Source organism: Janibacter sp. FSL W8-0316, from assembly GCF_038004165.1.
GTDB classification, from domain to species: Bacteria; Actinomycetota; Actinomycetes; order Actinomycetales; family Dermatophilaceae; genus Janibacter; species Janibacter indicus.
Window position 1 is genome coordinate 62,956 of the sequence record NZ_JBBOQX010000002.1, and the last position, 18,104, is coordinate 81,059.

The window sequence follows — 18,104 nt, forward strand, 5'->3', positions numbered from 1 at the left end:
TGACTCATGGACGCGGCCGAACGGTGGCGTGTTCTTCGGCTTCATGTCGAAGACCAGATCCCACTCGCCGTCCTCGCCCGGGAGACCGGGATCTCCGCCCGCACCCTCCAACGCTGGCACCAGCTCTACCGCGCAGGCGGCATCGCAGCCCTCGAACCTCATGACCGCAACGACAAGGGGGGCCGCCGAACATCAGCGGAGACTGTCGCGTTCATCGAACGATTGGCGCTGACCCGGCCACGCCCAAGCATCGCCACCTTGCACCGGCTCGCCTCCGCGGAGGCGGAAGCGCACGAACTGCCGGTGCCGAGTTACGCGACCGTCCGCCAGATCGTCCAAGCACTCGATCCTGCCCTTGTCACCCTGGCACTTGAGGGACCGGTCTCGTACCGGGACAAGCACGAGCTCGTCTTCCGCCGCCGCGCGGAACACCCCAACCAAACCTGGCAATCCGACCACACCGAACTCGACATCCTCATCGTCGGCGCCGACGGAAAACCCGACCGCCCCTGGCTCACCACGGTCATGGACGACTACTCCCGCGCCATCTGCGGATACATGGTCTTCACCGGCGCCCCCTCAGCCATCAACACCGCCCTCGCTCTCCGACAGGCGATCTGGCGAAAGACAGACCCAGCGTGGGCAATGTGCGGCATCCCCGACATCCTCCACGTCGACCACGGCTCCGACTTCATCAGCCACCACCTCGAGCAGATCGCACTCGCCCTGCACATCAGGATCGTCCACTCCGCCGTCGGGCGACCCCAAGGCCGCGGGAAGATCGAACGGTTCTTCGGAACCATCAACACCGAACTCCTAGCCACGCTCCCCGGCCACCTCGGACCCGGCAGCCGAACACCAATGCCTATGCTCGACCTCGCAGGCCTCGACCGTGCCATCGGCGACTTCATCGGCACCTACAACGACCGGCCCCACAGCGAGCTGGGGATCTCACCCCGGGATGCGTGGGTCGCGGACGGCTGGCTTCCGCGGATGCCCGAGAGCCTTCAAGAGCTCGACGGGCTGCTCCTTACTGTTCCGAAGAACCGGGTCGTGCAACGCGACGGCATCCACTTCCAAGGCCAGCGCTACCTCGCCCCAACCCTGGCGCCGTTCGTCGGTCACACCATCACGATCCGGTACGACCCCCGGGACATCTCCGAGATCCGCGTCTACGACCGCGACACGTTCATCTGCACCGCCATCGACGAGGCCCACCCCAACCTCCGCCTCAGCCTCCGCGACATCGAAACCGCCCGCCGCGCCCGCCGCAAGCAGCTGCGTCGTGCAATCCACGATCGCATTCCGACCGTTGCCACCCGCCAGGAACCTCGCACCCCCGAACCGATCAAGCGGCGGCCACGGCTTCGCACCTACGAAGAGGACGAGTGATGAACCAGGCATTCATCGTCACCAAAGAACACCGACGCTTCACCGAGTTCGCCAACGCCGTCCGAAAGGAGAAAACCATCGGGATCTGCCACGGCGCCGCCGGCGTCGGGAAAACCAACTCCGCCCGCCGCTACGCGAACTGGGACGCCCTCGAGCCCTACATCAACGCGTGGGGACCGAGAGGCGATCACGACGCAAAGCACTATGCCCTGGCGAACCGATCCCGCACCGTCTTCTACACACCCGAAGTCCTCTGCCGGCCCAAGGACCTCATGCACGACATCGACCACTGGCAGATCAAAGTCGGACTCTGCGCCGACGAGCACCTCCGCTCCCTCATGCCCGACGGTGAAGTGGTCAGGCAGAACGACGTCACCCGCCTGGTCGAGCTCCTCATCATCGACGAAGCCGAACGGCTCACCCCGACCGCCTTGGAGCTTCTCCGCGACCGTCACGACCGCACGCATCTCGCGATGATCCTGATCGGCATGCCCGGTATCGACGAACGCTTCCGTCACTACCCCCAGCTCTACAGCCGCCTCGGCTTCTCACACCACTACCGCGCCCTTGGCCGGGAAGAGCTCCTCTTCGTTCTCGACCGCCACTGGAAGCGACTCGGCAGGACTCTCGACCCTGACGACTTCACCGACGCTCAAGCCATCGCCGCCATCGAACGCATCACCCGCGGCAACTTCCGCCTGCTCGAACGGCTCTTCCCCCAGATCAATCGCGTGCTGAAGATCAACCAGCTCGACACCATTACCGACGACGTCATTGAAGCCGCCGCGAGCATTCTCGTCATCGGCAACTAGCGACACGAAGCGATCACAGAACACCGCCAAAGAGCGGCAAACTCCACACAAATGCGACGTCTTCGCGTTGGGCCGTGCGACGAACGGTCGAGGCTGTCGAGAAGCGCTCTAAATTGGAGCAACGCGATTTCTATCTAAGATACGAAGATTCTGGTTGGGCGCACTCCGCCGATGAGGCCGTGTGGCGTGATGTCGCGTCCAGCCAAGGTGGTCGGCGCTACTGGCTGTCAAAGGCCGATGGCTCGTTGATATTCAGCCCTGGCGGGTATCTGGCGCGGTCAGGAGTCCTGTGACTGGGCGGTGGCGTTGTGGCGGTAGAACGTGGCGCGGGACCACCCCACGAGTCGGGCAGCGTCTGTGGCGGTGCGTCCTTTGGCGCGGGCATCGTTGACGATCGCGAGCTTCTCGGCGATCACGGCTGGCTCGACGCGGGGTCGCCCGAACTGGGTGCCGGAGGCTTTGGCTGCGGCGATGCCGGCATTGACCCGTTCTGTGATCAGCTCCCGCTCGTATTCAGCCAGAGTGGCGAGCATGTTCAGCATCAGCCGTCCACTGGTGGTGGCTGGGTCGATGCCGTCTTGGATGGAGCGGATGCCGATGCCCGACTCGCGCAGCAGGGTCACCGTGTTCAGCACGTCGATCAGTGAGCGTCCCAGCCGGTCCACTCGCCAGACCACGACCGTGTCTCCAGCGGTGGCGTACTCCAGGAGTCGGCGCATCCCTGGCCGTTGCACTGCGTTCTTGCTGCCCGAGGTGACATCCGAGAAAACGTCCCGTGCCTCGACCCCGGCCTTGGTCAGCGCGTCCAACTGCAACTGCGCGTCCTGACTGGCCGTGCTGATTCTCGTGTACCCCAGAAGTCTCACCCACCCATCCTGCCTCAGAAACCCTTCCGGTGATGTCGTCTGAGACGTTTCTCGTCGAGACACTTTTCCGAGACACTCCTGCAGCCGCAGAACCGCGAGAGCTCGGTCCTCGGCAGCGACGTCAGATCGTGTCTCATCAACCTGTAGTTTCCTGAGACGCCACAATCGCGCCGCAAGCCCCCCCCCTGTCCCGGTGACACCCACCCCGGAAGAGGAAAGCGGGCAGCGGGGTACTTCTGGTCAGGCTCGGTGGGTGCTTCGACCTGCTCAAACCCTTTTGGCTTCCACAAGCGGGGACGCCCGGAGGAACCGCCTAGCGTCGGGCCCGTGCTCTGGTCGGGTGACCTCCACGCGCGATGGCTCTTGGCGTTCTCGCCCTCAGGCGGTAGTGACCTAGCGGCTTCTCCCAAAGCCGAACTTCCGAGACGCGCGATCAGCTACGACTCGAGGTCCCGCCATCCGCATCTGGGCGAACTGCTCGCTGACGTCGAAGACTTCGGCGACTCGCGCGTTGTCCCAGCCGGCATAGGCGGCCTTGCGTGCAGCGTCATCGGGGATTAGGAGCTGACCAGAGACGAACAGCGCCTGCTTCTCCATGGTGGGGTCGAACTGACGCTTGTGATCCTCGCCGAAGACGACGTTCTCGAAGGAGTGCTCAAGCAGGTGGTGCCCGAGTTCGTGCGCAATGTTGCTCCGGCGTCGCACGGACGAGTGGGCGTCGTTCTCAACAATGATGCGAGCGGTCCCGAGCGGCACCAAAGCGGCCGACCACGACTTGGACCTGGTGGAATGAAAGTGACGGTGAGCCTCGGGCCCCAGATCGAAGTCGAGAAGCTGGGTCAGGGAGTACACCGGGATGCCATGCACTTCGGCAAGCTTGTACGGATCGAAAGGGTCGTGTTTATTCAGCCCAAGGTAGCTGCGCTCCTCCTCAGCGACCGCACGCATCTTGGCCTGGGTCCAGCCGCGTCTACTCCGAGGCTTCTTCGCGCTCGGACTTGAACCGTTTGGCGGCTGCTGCGATGACCTCTTCAAGGTAGGAGACATCCTTCTCGGTCAGGTCACTTCGTGCCCGGAGGTGCGGGCTCAATGATGCGACGAGGTCCGGCTCTTCATCCGTCTCTTCTACGCCGAGGTAGAAGCTCTCCGCGGGCATTCGCAGCCATGTCGTCATGGCGACGAAGGCGGACACGTCGGGGCGCAACCCTTGCGCCATCCTCGAGATCGTCGACGCACTGACTCCGAGTTCCTTAGCCAGCTGTCGCCAGGACAGGTCCTGCTGCTCCCGAGCTGCGTCCAATGCCGCGTGTAACGACTTCACGTTGATCGTGGGCCCGGCACTCAACTTTGCTCCACAAAACGTGCACTGCTCGACATGTAGACCATGTGTGCTACCTTAGCAGTGTTCGAGTTGTCGAGCACTGCGTCATAAGTAGCGCGGTTTGAGTAAGACCTGACAGATAGGAGGGCGCTGTGAAGGCTGCCGAAGCAGAGAAGCCCGGTCACGAGCACCAGGACCGGACCGTGAAGATCATCGTGAACACGCGCCCGCACCAGTGGGCGGAGAAGACGATCTCGTACGAAGAGGTCGTCGAGCTGGCCTACCCGGGCCAGCCGGTCGGTGAGGGTGAGGAGGTCACGGTCTCGTTCACACGGGGGCACGACGAGAAGCACGAGGGCTCTCTGACCCCGAACCACAGCGTCAAGGTCAAGAACAGGATGGTGTTCGATGTCTACCGCACCTCTCGCTCGTGACGAGGACGTCCGTCGTCTCCTCGACGGCGGATACGACGTCAACATCATCGGCGGCCACCTGGTCGTGAAGCAGGTCCCGTACGTGACCACCGAGAAGGTGGTCGCGTACGGGTTCCTCGCCTACCCGGTCACCGTCAGCGGTGACCGGGTAGTTATGGACACTGACCACCGGATCTGGTTCGGAGGGTCGATGCCGTGCAACGATCACGGGCAGCCCCTCACATTCGCGAACCCCGAGGCACGTGACATCTTTCCGGACCTGCCTGCCGCGTCCTTCATGCTCTCCAGTAAGCCGGCGAACGGGTACCCGGACCAGTATGCGAAGGTGACAGCGTATGTGCGCATGCTGGCGCATCCGGCGATGGCGCTGGACTCGGAAGTCACTGCGACGCCGGGAGCCGCCTGGCAGGAGGTCGAGGAAGACCTGCCGTTCCAGTACCGCGATACTGCGACCTCCCGGGCGGGGCTGTCTACCCTGACTCGCCTCTTCCGCGACGAGCGGATCGTCATCATCGGTCTCGGCGGATCCGGCGCGTACCTCCTCGACCAGGTCGCCAAGACTCCGGTAGCGAGCATCCTGCTCATCGACGGAGACGTGTTCGACAATCACAACGCATTCCGGGCACCCGGCGCTGCTTCGATCGAGCAGTTGCGTGAGCGGCCCTCGAAGGTTGCGTATTTCCACGCGATGTACGGAAAAATGCACACGAACATCACGACGGAGCAGACGTACATCACCGCTGAGAACCTTGACCTGCTCGACGGAGCGACGTTCGCGTTTCTCGCGATGGACGACGCCACGGTGAAACCGGCCATAGCCGCCTACCTTCTGCAGCGCGGCACGCCGTTCGTTGACGTCGGCATGGGTGTTGAGGAAATCGACTCGAAGCTGTCAGGACTACTCCGGATGGTGTTCGCCGACCCCGGCGAAAGTGTGGAGCGTGCCCTGTCGCGCATCCCGAAGCCAGCTGAGGAACGCGACGACTACAGCCGCAACATTCAGGTGGCAGATCTCAACGCGCTCAACGCGATGCTAGCCATCGGAAGGTGGAAGCGGCACCTCGGGTTCTATGCCGACGGCACCAATGAGAAGTTCTCGACGTACTCGATGTTCACCAACCACATCACCAACGAGGCCACGGACGGGTGCGATGACCAGGCGGACGACCGGGAGGACGGTCGCCGGGATGGGTCGGTGAGCGCGGCATGACGGTGCGTCACCTCGAGCCAAGCTTCGTCGAGACCTTCCCGACAACGCTCAGGCCGGGCGTGCTTTACGTGTCGATCGAGTTCACTACTTGCGCTCACCTATGCGCGTGTGGCTGCGGAGAGGAGGTCATCACCCCGCTGTCGCCGCCGCAGTGGTCATTGACCTACAACGGGCGTGACGTGTCGCTCCACCCGTCGGTCGGGAACTGGGCGTTGCCGTGCAAGTCGCACTACATCGTTGACCGCGGCCGAATCCGGTGGTCCTACCAGTTCACCAAAGAACAGATCGCGGCTAACCGAGCGCGTGACCGACGTGCCATCGACCGCTACGACCTCAACGAAGTGCTCCCTGACTGGGATGAGCTTGAAACGGTCACCGAAATCCCGGCGGACCGCCGCAAGAGAGTCTGGACGCGTTTTCGTCGCCTACTCAGAAGACGCAACTAGGCATTCCGCCCGTGCAGGGGACTTGTACTGACGCACGACCGTACGTGCGTCCTTTCGCCGCCATTGACGCAGTTGTCCGGCTGTCCCGCACGGGGATCCACAACGACATACGACCGGTGTGTCCGTGGCCATGAAAAAGTCCCCACTGGTGGCCAGGTAGCGGTCCCCAGTGGTGGCCAAGAAAAGTCCCCACTCTTCGTCGTGTCGTAAGTGCCCGTGAGGTCCTGCGTGGTGACGGTGGCGGTAACCAGCCAGCCGACCGCCAACCACGCAGGAGACCTCCATTGAAGAGCGCGAGGGAACGTATGGACGTCATTTCGGCCTATCGAGAGGTAGGCACTTATCGAGGAGCGGCCGCGATCTGCGGCACGACCCACAAGACCGTGAAGCGGATCATCGAGGCCCACGAGTCTGCTGGGGCGCCGGCGGCGCCGAAGGCGCCGCGGGCGCGGAACTACGACGAGGTCACCGACCTGGTCGCGAAGCGGGTCACGGACACTGCGGGGCGGATCACCGCGAAGCGGTTGCTGCCCGAAGCGACCGCGGCCGGGTACGACGGGTCGGCCAGGAACTTCCGTCGTCTGGTCGCAGATGCCAAGCAGGCATGGCGAAACGAGCACGCCGGTTACCGTGGACGCAGGCCCGCGGTGTGGACCCCGGGCGAGACGTTGATGATCGACTGGGGCGAGCTGCGCATCGACGGGGTCCTGGTCCACGTGTTCTGCGCGGTGCTGGCGTGGTCGCGGTTCCGGTTCGTCCGCTTCGCCGTCGATCAGAAGTCGGCCACCACGATGGGGATGCTCGCTGAGTGCTTCGAGGAGCTCGGCGGGGTCCCGAAGGTCGTCCTGGCCGACCGGATGGGGTGTCTGAAGGCCGGTGTCGTGGCGAACGTCGTGGTCCCGACACCGGACTACGTCAGGTTCGCGTCGCACTACCGGTTCCGGCCCGACTTCTGCCACGCCGCCGACCCGCAGTCGAAGGGAATGGTCGAGAACCTCGTTGGCTACGCCAAGTCCGACCTGATGGTCCCGCTCGTCGGCAGCAAGTCGACGAGCCTGGGCGATCGCAACGACGCCGCCGCTGCGTGGTGCGCCGAGGTCAACGCCAACCTGCACTCAGAGATCTGCGCGATCCCCGCCGAGCGCCTCGCCATCGAGCAGCCCCTGCTGGGCGAGCTGCCGTCGCTGCGTGCGGAGTTCGGCCCCCGCCCGACGACCAGGAAGGTCGATAAGCTGTCCTGCATCCGGTTCGGCTCGGCCAGGTACTCAGTGCCGAACCGGCTCATCGGCACCAGCGTCACCGTCCTCGTCGAGGACGACCTGTTGCGCATCATCGGCCCTGTCACGGGCGAGGTCCACGCCGAGCACGCCCTCGTCGCACCAGGTGAGGTCAGCATCGACGACACCCACTACGACAAGCCACGACCCGACAAGCCATCGCGTGGCGCGAGGCCCAGAACCCAACAGGAGAAGGACTTCCTCGCACTCGGACCCGCCGCGGAGGCGTTCCTGACCGGCGCCGCAGCAGCCGGTGTCACGAAGCTGCCGTCCGAGATCGGCGTCATCCTCGACCTGGCTGCAGCTCACGGCAACGACGCCGTCGTCGTCGCGCTCACCCGGGCCGTGGAGTTCGGGCGGTGGCGCGCCGGTGACATCCGCTCGATCCTCGCCACCCACGGCCAAGCCCCCACCCCGCGACCGGCCGGCGAGCCGTTGGTGCTGACGTTGCCGAGCGTGCCCACCAGGTCGCTCGATGCCTACAGGATCGAGAGCGGAGAGTCGTCGTGACCGCGTCGACTCCGCCGGCGCTGCCGGCCGATCTGACCGAGGGGTTGAAGCGGTTGAAGATGTCGGCGATGCGCCGTGTCGCCCCCGAGCTGCTTGTGACCGCGAAGACCCAACGCTGGTCGCCGGAGGAGTTCCTCCGCACCCTGGTCGAGGCAGAGATCGCCGCGCGCGATGAGTCCAACGCCCGCACCCGCATGAAGGCTGCCGGGTTCCCCGTCACCAAGACCCTCGACGGCTTCGACGTCACCGGATCCTCGGTCCCCGCCGCGACGTTCGACTACCTCTCATCGCTCGAGTGGGTCCGCGCAGCCGAGAACGTGTGCCTCATCGGCCCGGCCGGGACCGGCAAGAGCCACCTGCTCGTCGCGCTCGGGCACGCCGCCATCGACGCAGGTCACCGAGTCAGGTACTTCACTGCCGCCGACCTCGTCGAGACCCTCTACCGAGGCCTGGCCGACAACTCGGTCGGCAAGACCATCGACACGCTGCTGCGCAACGACCTGATCCTGCTCGACGAGCTCGGCTTCGCACCGCTCGACGACACCGGCGCCCAGCTGCTGTTCCGGTTCATCGCAGCCGCCTACGAACGCCGCTCGCTCGGCGTCGCCAGCCACTGGCCCTTCGAGGCGTGGGGACGGTTCCTACCCGAACACACCACCGCGGTCAGCATGCTCGACCGGCTTCTGCATCACTGCCACACCGTCGTCACCGACGGTGACTCCTACCGCATGAAGCAGGCCCGACAGAACGGAGGAACCCGACTGAAGTCGACCAAGTAAACGACTCAGAGTGGGGACTTCTACTTGGCCACCAGCGGGGACCAGAAACTGGCCGTTGACACGGTGTCAGCACCTCGGCGTAATCTGGTGTGGAAGCATCAAGCCTCGGCAACCGCTGAGGCGGCTGGCCGAGGCCTGAGTCTTGCTGTCGTAGGTAGACGAAGCTACACGAGCAGCCTGAATGCTTCCGACGGCCCCGCCCGGGGTCAGGAGGGAGCCGCTCCCATGGCTCGTTCGCACCGCAGCGCCGTCACAGGGCGCTACATCAGCAAAACTGCCGCCGCCCGCAGTCCCAAGACGTCGGTGTCACATGGCGGCCATTTCTCGCGGTCCAGCGGGTCTCGCAGCGTAGTCACCGGTCGCTTCGTGCAGGAGTCCACCGCCAAGCGACACCCCGACAAGACCATTCGGGAGGGCTGAGAAAGGGTTATCGCGGTGCGCCACATCAAGCTCCACGAACCTCCGCGTGCCCGTCTTCGCGTTCGCGACATCGCGAAGGAGATCGACGTCTCTGCGAGAGAAGTTCTCGCCGTGCTCAACGACATCAACGAGTATGTCAAGAACTCCGCCAGCTTCGTTGAGGCCCCGATCATCCGCAGGGTGCACGAGATCTTCGGTGTCACGTACGGCCCTCCGCCCAGCCCCGGCTGGCCAGATCGTCTTCCGACCCCGCATAGCCCTACCGGCCTCACACCGCCTCCGAAGCGGCGCAAGCGTGACAACCACCCGCTAATGGGAGAGATCAGCCCTCGACGCGATGGAAATGCCCACCCCGACTCGGGGTCAACAGAAAGTGCCTCTACAGCGTCATGGGCAGGTCGCAAAGCCGATCAGCAGTGGGCTGAGCTCGCGGGTGGGGACGCTTCCCACAGCTTCGAGTTCGAAGGATGGAAGTTGTACGGCTTCTCGGAGGTCGAACGCGATGTCTGGATCGCCGCAGGACTCAGACCTGGTCAGGCGCGGCATGCCGCTGAGCTGCGCGATGCAGGACTGTCCTCCACTGATCTCAGTATCGACCTCAACGGCTGGACAGTCGCCGACCGACTGCAGCGTGGTGAGGGTGCAGTAGCGGTAGCGCGGACGCTCACTCATATGCGCAGCAGGGAAGCCGGTTAGCCCCCCGTTGCCGACACCCGTTCAGGGTTTCGGACGTGATTTCACCCGGTCTTGGACCTGCCGCGCCGCTTTACTCGTAACCGATCGTCGGCGCGCACAGCCGTCCGACTCAGAACCGGACGTCACCGAGCCGGGTTCGTCTGTCCAGCCCCCGGTCGCAGCCGTGACGCCCGGCATCACTCCTGGTTGGTGCGTCGCGTACCGCCGGGACGACATGGGCGACGAGAGCGGGCCCCGCGGCAGACCCCCCGGCATTCTCCGGACCCGGCCAGCAGAACCTGACGCCGTCGAGGGAGCATTCAACTCGAACCGGAGTACCGTTCCACCAATGGCTCAGGACGCGACGAACACGCATCTGCTGAACCGTCTCGTAGCGAACCCGGCCCGGACCGTCATGCTGGGCTTCGCCGTGGTGATCGCCGCGGGGACCGCGGCCCTGATGACCCCGCTCGCCGCCGAGCCGGGCGAGTCCACCGACCTGCTCACGGCGCTGTTCACCGCGACCTCCGCCACCTGCGTGACCGGCCTGGTCACGGTCGACACCGCCACCCACTGGTCCACCTTCGGCGAGCTGGTCATCCTCGCAATGATCCAGATCGGCGGTCTCGGGGTCATGTCCACCGCGACCCTGCTCGTCATGGTCATCGGCCGCAGGCTCAGCGCACCCGCCAACGTGCTCACCGGCGCGGAGTCACGCTCGATCGCGCACCGCAATCCCGCCCAGGTCCTCGTCGACGTCCTGAAGTTCACCCTGATCGTCGAGACGGCGACCGCCATCGTCCTGAGCCTTCGCCTGCGTTCGACCTACCAAGCGGATTGGGGCGATGCCCTCTACTCGGGGTTCTTCCACGCCGTCTCCGCCTTCAACAACGCCGGCTTCGGCCTGCACGCCGACAGCGCCGTCACCTGGGTCGACGACCCGTGGATGTGCCTGCCCCTGATGGCCTCGGTGATGATCGGTGGCCTCGGCTTCCCGGTCTGGTGGGAGATGTTCCGGCACTGGCGGCAGCAGTTCCGCCGCTGGACCGTCCACGCGACGATCATCATCTGGGGCTCGCTCGTGCTGTGGATCGGCGGCACCGCGCTCTTCGCGACCTTCGAGTGGCGCAACGACGACACGCTGGGCCCCCTCAGCACCGGCGGGAAGATCCTCGCATCCGGCTTCCAGTCCGTCGTGGCCCGCACGGCCGGCTTCAACAGCGTGCCCATCGGCGACCTCCACCAAGAGACCCTTCTACTCCTCGACGGCCTGATGTTCATCGGAGGAGGCAGCGCCGGCACCGCCGGCGGTATCAAGATCACCACCTTCGCTCTGCTCGGCTTCGTCATCTGGGCCGAGATCCGCGGCGAACCCACCGTGCGGATCCTCCACCGTCGCCTACCCCCCGCGAACCTGCGTCAGGCTCTCACCATTGCCCTGCTGGGTGTCGGTCTCGTCGTCGGGGGGACGGCCGTCCTGCTCATCGTCTCCCCCTTCCACCTGGACGCGGTCCTCTTCGAGGCGATCTCGGCCTTCGCCACCGTCGGGATGTCCACGGGCATCACCGCGGACCTCCCACCCGTGGGACAGGTCGTGCTCATCGTGCTGATGTTCCTCGGCCGACTCGGGCCGATCACCCTCGGCGCCGCCCTGGCGTTGCGCCACCGACCTCGACGCTTCGAGGTCCCCACCGAAAGGCTCCTCGTTGGCTAAGTACGACATCGCCGTCATCGGCCTAGGCCGCTTCGGCTCCGCCCTCGCGCTGCGCCTGGAGCAGAATGGGCAGCGCGTCCTCGGCGTGGACGTCGACGAGTCCGTGGTGGAAAACCTCAAGGAGGACATCCGCCACCTCGCGATCGCCGAGGCACGCGACGAGGAGACCCTCAGGCAGCTGGAGATCACCCCCGACACCCTCGTCGTCCTCGGGATGACCGACGTCGCGGCATCGCTGATGGCCGCCACGGCCCTCAGCGAGCTGGGGGTCCGTGACGTGTGGGCCAAGGCGGGATCACGCCAGCACTACGAGGCGCTGGACCGACTCGGCGTCACCCGCATCATCCAGCCGGAACACGAAGCAGGACTGTCCATGGCAGCCGAGCTGCTGCAGCGCTGACCGAACCGGCGCGGCCCTTGGACGTCTCGACGGCCGTCGAGGATCGTTTGGCGCGCTTCTCATACAGGGCCGCCTTGCAGTCGGTCATCCCGTAGACCATGAGTAGTTCGCGCACGAATGACTGGGCCTGCTGTTTCTCTTCGCCCGTTCAGGCGCCACTCCGCGGTGAATTTCGCGGCCCGCTTGCGAATCTCGTTTTACGACGTGGGCTTGACTGCCATGCCTTGGTTCTCCTTCGCGCTGTCCCGGTGTGGAAGTCCCGCATTCGGTCCATTCCCGTCAACGCGCCCGGAGTGGACCGACATCGCCGACGGTTAGCCCATCCCACCGTCTGCGTGGAGCACCACAAGGCTGTCTGCGACGGTTGGGCGTGCGCACACTCGAGGCGGTCGTGCTGACCTGCTTCCACGACGACCGGGTCGAGAGGGGGCACAGTGACGCTGCGTGCACGCAGCAGGACAACGCCCAGGCAGAGATGCTGCCGTGGGCTGTCTATTGGGAGACCGAGCGCTCAATTCTGTCGATGAGGGCCTCTAGGCCGATCTCGAACTCTTGCGCGGTGGTGTCTTGACTGAGTCGGTCCTGCATGCGGCACACATGGGGGGCCTGCTGGAGGTCGAAGTAGGCGTCCTGTTCGGGGATGGCGGCTTCACCTTCGTTGAGGGTTTCATCCACGGAGAGGATGTCCTCCCCATGAGCAGCGACCTCCAGCAGCAGGGAACCGATCAAGAACGTGGTGAAGGCCTTGTAAGCATCCACGGCCCTGATGTCATCGAAGCCGAAGTCGCTGAGCGTGGCCAGGAAGTGCTCGACCAGCTCGATGCTGCGCAACGGCGGGCGCAGCCACGGTGTGGCTGGGTGCCGGGAAGCGACTAACGGGAACGCGGCAGGATGGGCTTGGGCCACCCGGCGGACTTCATTGGCCAGCACTTGCAAGTACCCCTGCCACGACGTGAACCCGACCGCGTCCGCGCGGGCGGTGACACCATCCATGAGTTTCTCCACGACCGCCTCCAGCAGGGCCTCGCGTCCGGAGACATAGCGGTACAAGGACATTGCTGCGACGCCGAGGTCTTGTCCCACGCGGCGCATCGTCAGCCCCTGAACGCCGTGCGTGTCGATCGAGGTGATCGCTGTCTGCACGATCAGATCCCGGTCCAAGCGTGGGCGCGAATCTCTGGGCGGGTCAGGGACGGTGTTCATGGCTGTCCTTTCCACAGGTGCTGACGTACCCATCATCGCGGACCTATGAGGTCCTTTGCTGCTACCCCGCCGATCAGATAAGTTTACGATGTAAGCAATAGCGTGTGCTGGGCCCATTGCCCACAAGGAGTTCTCTGATGCAGATTGACAAGCAGAAGATCGTTGACCTGCTCAAGAGCCGTGGAGAGGACGAGAAGGCGCAGCAGGCGGACGCAGACCTGCCGGACGACGTGGACACCGGTCAACACCAAGGCGTGCTGGAGAATCTGGGACTAAGCCCGACCGATCTGGCCAACCTCGCTGGCAACTTCAGTCTCTGACCTACTGGCCAGCGGCGACCACGTACGCAGTCTCCCGGTCTCGCTCACCGAGGGGGCGACACCGGACTAGGCCAGCACCTGCCCTAGGTCAAGAGACGACAATAGGTCTCAGGCAGCCACGGACTCCGGCAGACGGCCCTTCCTCTTGGCATAGGCCTGCGTGGACTTGTGATTGATCATGACCCTGGCCAGTTGCACGACCGCGCCGGAGATCAGCGCGAAGGCGATGGCCTCACCCCAGTTGACCTCCGGGCTTTCCGGGTTGTCTGGAACGGTGCCGTCGGTAACGAGCGCCCACCCCTTTTCGATGACTTTCCTCGCCATGATCCCGCCGCCGATGGCCGCGCCGGTAGTGGCCAGACTCCACAGCTTGTCGCTCATGATGGCGTGCTCCTCGTTGCTGTCGGTGTGCTGAGTTCGGGCACCGCCAACACGAAGAAGAAGGTTGTGAAGGGGGCGCCTTCACTTGTAAGTTTACAAGGTACGCACCCCGGGGCAAGCGCGGAAGCACCACCAATGTCCCGTCCTGGGCTCTCGAAGAGACTGGAGCAGACGATGAACAAGATCACCATGACAGTGGCGTTCGGGGCCGGGTACGTCCTCGGCACTCGAGCGGGCCGGGAACGCTACGACCAGTTGCGCGATCGTGCACTGGCGTTGTGGACCGACCCGACGGTGCAGAAGCAAGCCAAGAAGGTCCAAGAGCAAGCCAAACAGGTGCCCGGACAGGTCAAGGAGCACTTGCCCGACTCGATAAGCAGGACATCTCAGGACGGCAAGGACAGGACCCCACACCACACCATGGGTGACGACTTCGCATCCGCCCCAGACATGGACCAGGACGACCCCTGGCCGCCCCCGACCTCCGGTCCGGAGCCAGGGGTGAGCGACGTCCTAGGCGGTCATGGTCGTGGCTGAGCAGATGGAGCCGCCACCCCGCGGCGCTTCGACCGGCGAGTTGATCTCCCGGTTGAGCGAACAGACCAGCACATTGATTCGCGATGAGATGCGACTGGCGACGGCCGAACTCAGCGCCAAGGCCAAGCATGCCGGTGCGGGACTGGGCATGTTCGGTGCCGGGGGGTTGCTCGCGTTCTTCGGCGCAGCCGCGTTGGTAACGACCGCCATCTTGGCTTTGGCGCTCATCCTGCCGGCGTGGGCCGCGGCCCTGATCGTGGCGGCTCTACTGCTGATCGCCGCCGGGGTGGTGTCATTGCTGGGCAAGAAGCAGGTCGAGCAGGTCGGACCACTAAAACCCGAGCGCGCCATGGCGAATGTGCAACGTGATGTCACCCAGGTCAAGGAAGCGAGCAGCCGTGAGCACGAATGAATCCAACGAGCCCGTCACTAGTGCGTCGACACCCACCGAGTCGGACAGTACCGATCCGGCCAAGATCGAAGCGGACATCGCCCGACACCGCGAAGACCTGGGCATCACCGTCGATGAGTTGACCGACCGCCTGGACGTGAAGAAGCGGGCCAAGCGCCAGGTCAACGACCTCAAGGGCCAAGGCCTTAACCGAGTCCAAGACCTCAAGATGCGAGCCCAGCAGCCCCAAAACATCGAACTGGCGGTCCTCGCCGCACAGATGCTCGCGCTCGTGGCCGGCGTGGCTGCCGTGGCCGGGGCGATCTGGTGGTGGCGCCGGTGAATGCTCGGGCCCTCACCGGCGATGAGGACCACGGCAAGGCACCGCACCCGGAAGACGACGCCAAAGCGGACAGCCCCGCGAAGATCACCAGCGCGGGCTGGAAATTCACCGGCCGCAAAGCCGTCCGGGAGTTCTTGGCCGACCAGTGCACGGACTTGGCGGCCGCGCTGACCTACTACGCAGTGCTGGCCATCTTCCCGGCGCTGATCGCGATCTTCTCCCTGCTGGGACTCGTCGGTCAGAGCCAGACCACCATCGACGCAGTCATGCCGGTACTGAAGCAGGTCCTGGGCAGTTCCGGATCCCAGACCCTGGAACCCATCGTCCGCTCCCTAGCAACCTCACCCGGGGCCGGGCTGGCTCTCATCCTGGGTTTGGCCACCGCCTTGTGGTCCGCCTCGGGCTACGTCACGGCTTTCAGCCGGGCGATGAACCGTGTCTATGAGATCGGCGAGGGGCGACCCATCTGGAAGCTTCGTCCCCTGATGCTCCTGATCACCTTGGTCATGGTCCTGCTCGTGGTGCTTGTGGCCTTGATGCTGGTGTTGTCCGGACCTGCAGCGCAAGCCATCGGCGACCTGATTGGGCTGGGCTCCACCGCTTTGACTGTCTGGAGCATCGCCAAGTGGCCCGTCATCCTCGTCTTGGTGATGTTGATCGTGGCGATCCTGTACTACACCACCCCGAACGTGCAGCAGCCGAAATTCCGCTGGATCAGCGTCGGAGCTGGCATCGCGATCCTAGTCTGGATCCTGATCTCGCTCGCTTTCGGTCTCTACATCGTCAACTTCTCCAACTACGGCAGTACCTACGGGTCGTTCGCCGGAGTGGTCATCTTCCTGCTGTGGCTGTGGATCACTAACCTCGCGTTGCTGTTCGGGGCCGAGGTCGACGCAGAGCTCGAACGCTCCCGTCAACTGATGGCCGGGATCGAGGCCGAACGCGACATCCAGCTCCCTGTGCGGGACGACACCAAGATCCGCAAAGACGAAAAGAAGGAGCAGCAAGACATCGAGCAGGCAGCGAACCTGCGCCACAGCTCCGGCCAGACCACGGACACGGATAAGACTGAAGACCCCCGCAAAGACACCGATCGGAGGTGACGTCGGTCGGGAGGTGTGAGTCCGGGACTGGGTTTCCAGTGCACTCAAGAAGCGCTCTCAAGGTCGGGTGGCCAGTTTGTGTGGTTCCGCCTAATCGGAGATTGCGACGCTTGCGAGGCACCCCTAGATTCGTGCGATGGGACGCTCGCGATCGGATGCTGAAGAGCGGGTGGGCTCCGACGCAGATGCGTCCCAGCGGGAGTCGTCTGCCGCAAGCTGAACCGCACTGGGTCTGATGGAGGCTCGGGCTATTGGATTCCGACCAAGGGGTGGTCGGACCGTTGCGTAGCGTAGAACGCTTCCTCGAACTCTGCTGGCGGGACGTCGCCCAGGTAGCCGTGGAGGCGGTCGTGGTTGTGCCAGTGGACCCAGGACAGGGTGGCGAGCTCGACATCCTCGATGCTCTTCCAGGGCCGTCTCTGGCGTGCGGGGCCGCGGATTAGCTCGGCCTTGTAGTAGCCGTTCACGGTCTCGGCAAGGGCGTTATCGTACGAATCCCCGACGGTGCCGATCGAGGGCACCGCACCGATCTCAGCCAGTCGTTCTCCGTAGCGAATCGACGTGAATTGGCTGCCCGCGTCGCTGTGACACCGCAGCCCGTCGAGCTGGGTGCCGCGTGACCACCTGGCCATCTCGATGGCGTCGAGGACCATCGTGGTCCTCATGTGCGAGGCGACTCGCCACCCGACGATCGTGCGGGAGTAGGCGTCGATGATGAAGCAGACGTAGGCGACGCCGGCCCAGGTCGGCACGAAGGTCAGATCTGTGACCCACAACTGGTTCGGCGCGGTGGCGGTGAAGTCGCGGCCCACCAGGTCCGGGTGCCGCGGCATGCCCGGGTCTGGCGTGGTGGTGCGCACCCGCTTGGTGCGCCGCACGCCCTCGATACCCTCGGCGCGCATCAGCCGGGCGACCTGGTCGCGGCCGATGTCGTGACCAGAGCGTCGCGCGGCCTTCCAGATCTTCCGTGCCCCGTAGACCCGGTAGTTGGCTTCCCACAGCTGCCGCACCACCGGGCCCATCACCGCGTCACGTCGGGCACGGGCCGATGGCTGCCGGCTCTTGACCTGGTAGTAGCTGCTGGGGGCCACCTGCAGCACGCTGCAGATGAGCTCGACCCCCAGCCGCCGACCCGCGACGACGTCGTCGCGGTTGGCGTCGATGAACGCGGCTACTTCTTGTGCTGGCGGTCGAGCTCCGCCCCGAAGAAACTGGCGGCCCTCTTCAAGATTTCGTTGGCGCGCTTGAGCTCACGGTTCTCCTGCTCCAGAGCCTTCATCTTCGCCGCGTCACTGGTACTGATGCCCGCGACGTGGCCCTCGTCGATATCAGCTTGACGGACCCAGGACCGCACCGACTCGGTGCCGTACCCCAACTGCTGGGCGACGCGCTGGACCGTGCCGTGCTCTGTGCCTAGCTCTGCGCGCAGAGTCCTGACCATCCGCACCGCAGCGGCCTTCTCGTCGGGGCTGTAGCGACGCGTGGTCGGCTTCCCCGGGGTGGTGTCCTTCGGCATGAGTACATCCTCGTTTCCAAACGATGGAGACTCCAACCAACCCAGTGCGGTTCA

General features: G+C 64.8%; 21 protein-coding genes and 1 other annotated feature. Of the genes, 15 read left to right on the top strand and 6 right to left on the bottom strand.

What is annotated here, in order from left to right:
* Window positions 1–6: 6 nt before the first annotated feature.
* Together NYE39_RS17135 and NYE39_RS17140 are read left to right on the top strand one after the other, a co-directional pair.
* A complete protein-coding gene (locus NYE39_RS17135) occupies window positions 7–1,392 on the top strand; it encodes a Mu transposase C-terminal domain-containing protein (protein ID WP_341013614.1) in 1,386 nt (461 codons plus the stop codon).
* Entirely contained in the window at window positions 1,392–2,204 is an 813-nt protein-coding gene (locus tag NYE39_RS17140; RefSeq protein WP_100812215.1) for an AAA family ATPase, read from the top strand. The genes NYE39_RS17135 and NYE39_RS17140 overlap by 1 nt, the downstream gene beginning before the upstream one ends.
* A gap of 278 nt (window positions 2,205–2,482) precedes the next feature.
* Here NYE39_RS17140 and NYE39_RS17145 read toward each other — a convergent pair whose 3' ends face one another.
* The 3 genes from NYE39_RS17145 to NYE39_RS17155 form a co-directional block, all read right to left on the bottom strand.
* Window positions 2,483–3,070, bottom strand: coding sequence for a recombinase family protein (locus NYE39_RS17145; RefSeq protein WP_341013617.1), 588 nt, complete (start codon window positions 3,068–3,070; stop codon window positions 2,483–2,485).
* A gap of 393 nt (window positions 3,071–3,463) precedes the next feature.
* A complete protein-coding gene (locus NYE39_RS17150; protein WP_282071697.1) occupies window positions 3,464–4,018 on the bottom strand; it encodes an ImmA/IrrE family metallo-endopeptidase in 555 nt (184 codons plus the stop codon).
* A gap of 22 nt (window positions 4,019–4,040) precedes the next feature.
* Window positions 4,041–4,415, bottom strand: coding sequence for a helix-turn-helix domain-containing protein (locus NYE39_RS17155; RefSeq protein WP_282071699.1), 375 nt, complete (start codon window positions 4,413–4,415; stop codon window positions 4,041–4,043).
* A 128-nt stretch (window positions 4,416–4,543) separates the two neighbouring features.
* On the opposite strand from NYE39_RS17155, the gene NYE39_RS17160 reads away from it, so the two are divergent.
* The 8 genes from NYE39_RS17160 to NYE39_RS17195 all read left to right on the top strand — a co-directional run bounded on the left by NYE39_RS17160 (window position 4,544) and on the right by NYE39_RS17195 (window position 12,256).
* Window positions 4,544–4,825: a multiubiquitin domain-containing protein gene (locus NYE39_RS17160; protein ID WP_341013623.1), complete on the top strand. Its 282-nt coding sequence runs from the start codon at window positions 4,544–4,546 to the stop codon at window positions 4,823–4,825.
* A complete protein-coding gene (locus NYE39_RS17165) occupies window positions 4,800–6,035 on the top strand; it encodes a ThiF family adenylyltransferase (protein ID WP_282071702.1) in 1,236 nt (411 codons plus the stop codon). The genes NYE39_RS17160 and NYE39_RS17165 overlap by 26 nt, the downstream gene beginning before the upstream one ends.
* Entirely contained in the window at window positions 6,032–6,481 is a 450-nt protein-coding gene (locus tag NYE39_RS17170) for a DUF6527 family protein (RefSeq protein WP_282071703.1), read from the top strand. The genes NYE39_RS17165 and NYE39_RS17170 overlap by 4 nt, the downstream gene beginning before the upstream one ends.
* Before the next feature lie 284 nt (window positions 6,482–6,765).
* Entirely contained in the window at window positions 6,766–8,268 is a 1,503-nt protein-coding gene (gene istA, locus NYE39_RS17175; protein ID WP_192910244.1) for an IS21 family transposase, read from the top strand.
* Window positions 8,265–9,047 carry an IS21-like element helper ATPase IstB gene (gene istB, locus NYE39_RS17180; protein ID WP_226282515.1) on the top strand — a complete coding sequence of 261 codons (783 nt, stop codon included), beginning with the start codon at window positions 8,265–8,267 and terminating at the stop codon, window positions 9,045–9,047. Before istA ends, istB begins: the two co-directional genes overlap by 4 nt.
* 435 nt (window positions 9,048–9,482) lie before the next feature.
* Entirely contained in the window at window positions 9,483–10,163 is a 681-nt protein-coding gene (locus NYE39_RS17185) for a hypothetical protein (RefSeq protein ID WP_265229345.1), read from the top strand.
* A 328-nt stretch (window positions 10,164–10,491) separates the two neighbouring features.
* A complete protein-coding gene (locus NYE39_RS17190) occupies window positions 10,492–11,856 on the top strand; it encodes a TrkH family potassium uptake protein (RefSeq protein ID WP_282071706.1) in 1,365 nt (454 codons plus the stop codon).
* Entirely contained in the window at window positions 11,849–12,256 is a 408-nt protein-coding gene (locus NYE39_RS17195; protein WP_259921726.1) for a potassium channel family protein, read from the top strand. Before NYE39_RS17190 ends, NYE39_RS17195 begins: the two co-directional genes overlap by 8 nt.
* A gap of 492 nt (window positions 12,257–12,748) precedes the next feature.
* Here NYE39_RS17195 and NYE39_RS17200 read toward each other — a convergent pair whose 3' ends face one another.
* Window positions 12,749–13,459, bottom strand: coding sequence for a TetR/AcrR family transcriptional regulator C-terminal domain-containing protein (locus tag NYE39_RS17200; RefSeq protein WP_341013635.1), 711 nt, complete (start codon window positions 13,457–13,459; stop codon window positions 12,749–12,751).
* 137 nt (window positions 13,460–13,596) lie between these two features.
* Here NYE39_RS17200 and NYE39_RS17205 point away from each other — a divergent pair, with 137 nt between their 5' ends.
* Entirely contained in the window at window positions 13,597–13,779 is a 183-nt protein-coding gene (locus NYE39_RS17205; RefSeq protein WP_257907830.1) for a hypothetical protein, read from the top strand.
* A 108-nt stretch (window positions 13,780–13,887) separates the two neighbouring features.
* Here the strand turns inward: NYE39_RS17205 and NYE39_RS17210 are convergent, their stop codons facing one another.
* The gene (locus NYE39_RS17210; protein WP_007928752.1) at window positions 13,888–14,160 is read right to left on the bottom strand and encodes a DUF4235 domain-containing protein; all 273 of its coding nucleotides are present in this window, start codon (window positions 14,158–14,160) and stop codon (window positions 13,888–13,890) included.
* Window positions 14,161–14,334: 174 nt separating this feature from the next.
* Here NYE39_RS17210 and NYE39_RS17215 point away from each other — a divergent pair, with 174 nt between their 5' ends.
* Genes NYE39_RS17215 through NYE39_RS17230 form a run of 4 tightly spaced genes read left to right on the top strand, consistent with a single transcriptional unit; the run spans window position 14,335 to window position 16,534 of the window.
* Window positions 14,335–14,697: a hypothetical protein gene (locus NYE39_RS17215; RefSeq protein ID WP_282071713.1), complete on the top strand. Its 363-nt coding sequence runs from the start codon at window positions 14,335–14,337 to the stop codon at window positions 14,695–14,697.
* The gene (locus NYE39_RS17220) at window positions 14,684–15,109 is read left to right on the top strand and encodes a phage holin family protein (RefSeq protein ID WP_094078862.1); all 426 of its coding nucleotides are present in this window, start codon (window positions 14,684–14,686) and stop codon (window positions 15,107–15,109) included. Before NYE39_RS17215 ends, NYE39_RS17220 begins: the two co-directional genes overlap by 14 nt.
* Window positions 15,096–15,431, top strand: coding sequence for a DUF3618 domain-containing protein (locus NYE39_RS17225; RefSeq protein ID WP_265229339.1), 336 nt, complete (start codon window positions 15,096–15,098; stop codon window positions 15,429–15,431). The genes NYE39_RS17220 and NYE39_RS17225 overlap by 14 nt, the downstream gene beginning before the upstream one ends.
* The gene (locus NYE39_RS17230; RefSeq protein ID WP_282071720.1) at window positions 15,428–16,534 is read left to right on the top strand and encodes a YihY/virulence factor BrkB family protein; all 1,107 of its coding nucleotides are present in this window, start codon (window positions 15,428–15,430) and stop codon (window positions 16,532–16,534) included. Before NYE39_RS17225 ends, NYE39_RS17230 begins: the two co-directional genes overlap by 4 nt.
* Window positions 16,535–16,782: 248 nt before the next feature.
* Here NYE39_RS17230 and NYE39_RS17235 read toward each other — a convergent pair.
* A protein-coding gene (locus NYE39_RS17235) for an IS3-like element ISTesp1 family transposase (protein ID WP_341013645.1) occupies window positions 16,783–18,050 on the bottom strand; the annotation gives its coding sequence in 2 pieces (ribosomal slippage) (window positions 16,783–17,747 and window positions 17,747–18,050; 1,269 coding nt in all).
* Window positions 17,617–17,751: a sequence feature (AL1L pseudoknot), on the bottom strand. Its footprint overlaps the gene before it by 135 nt.
* Window positions 18,051–18,104 lie beyond the last annotated feature (54 nt).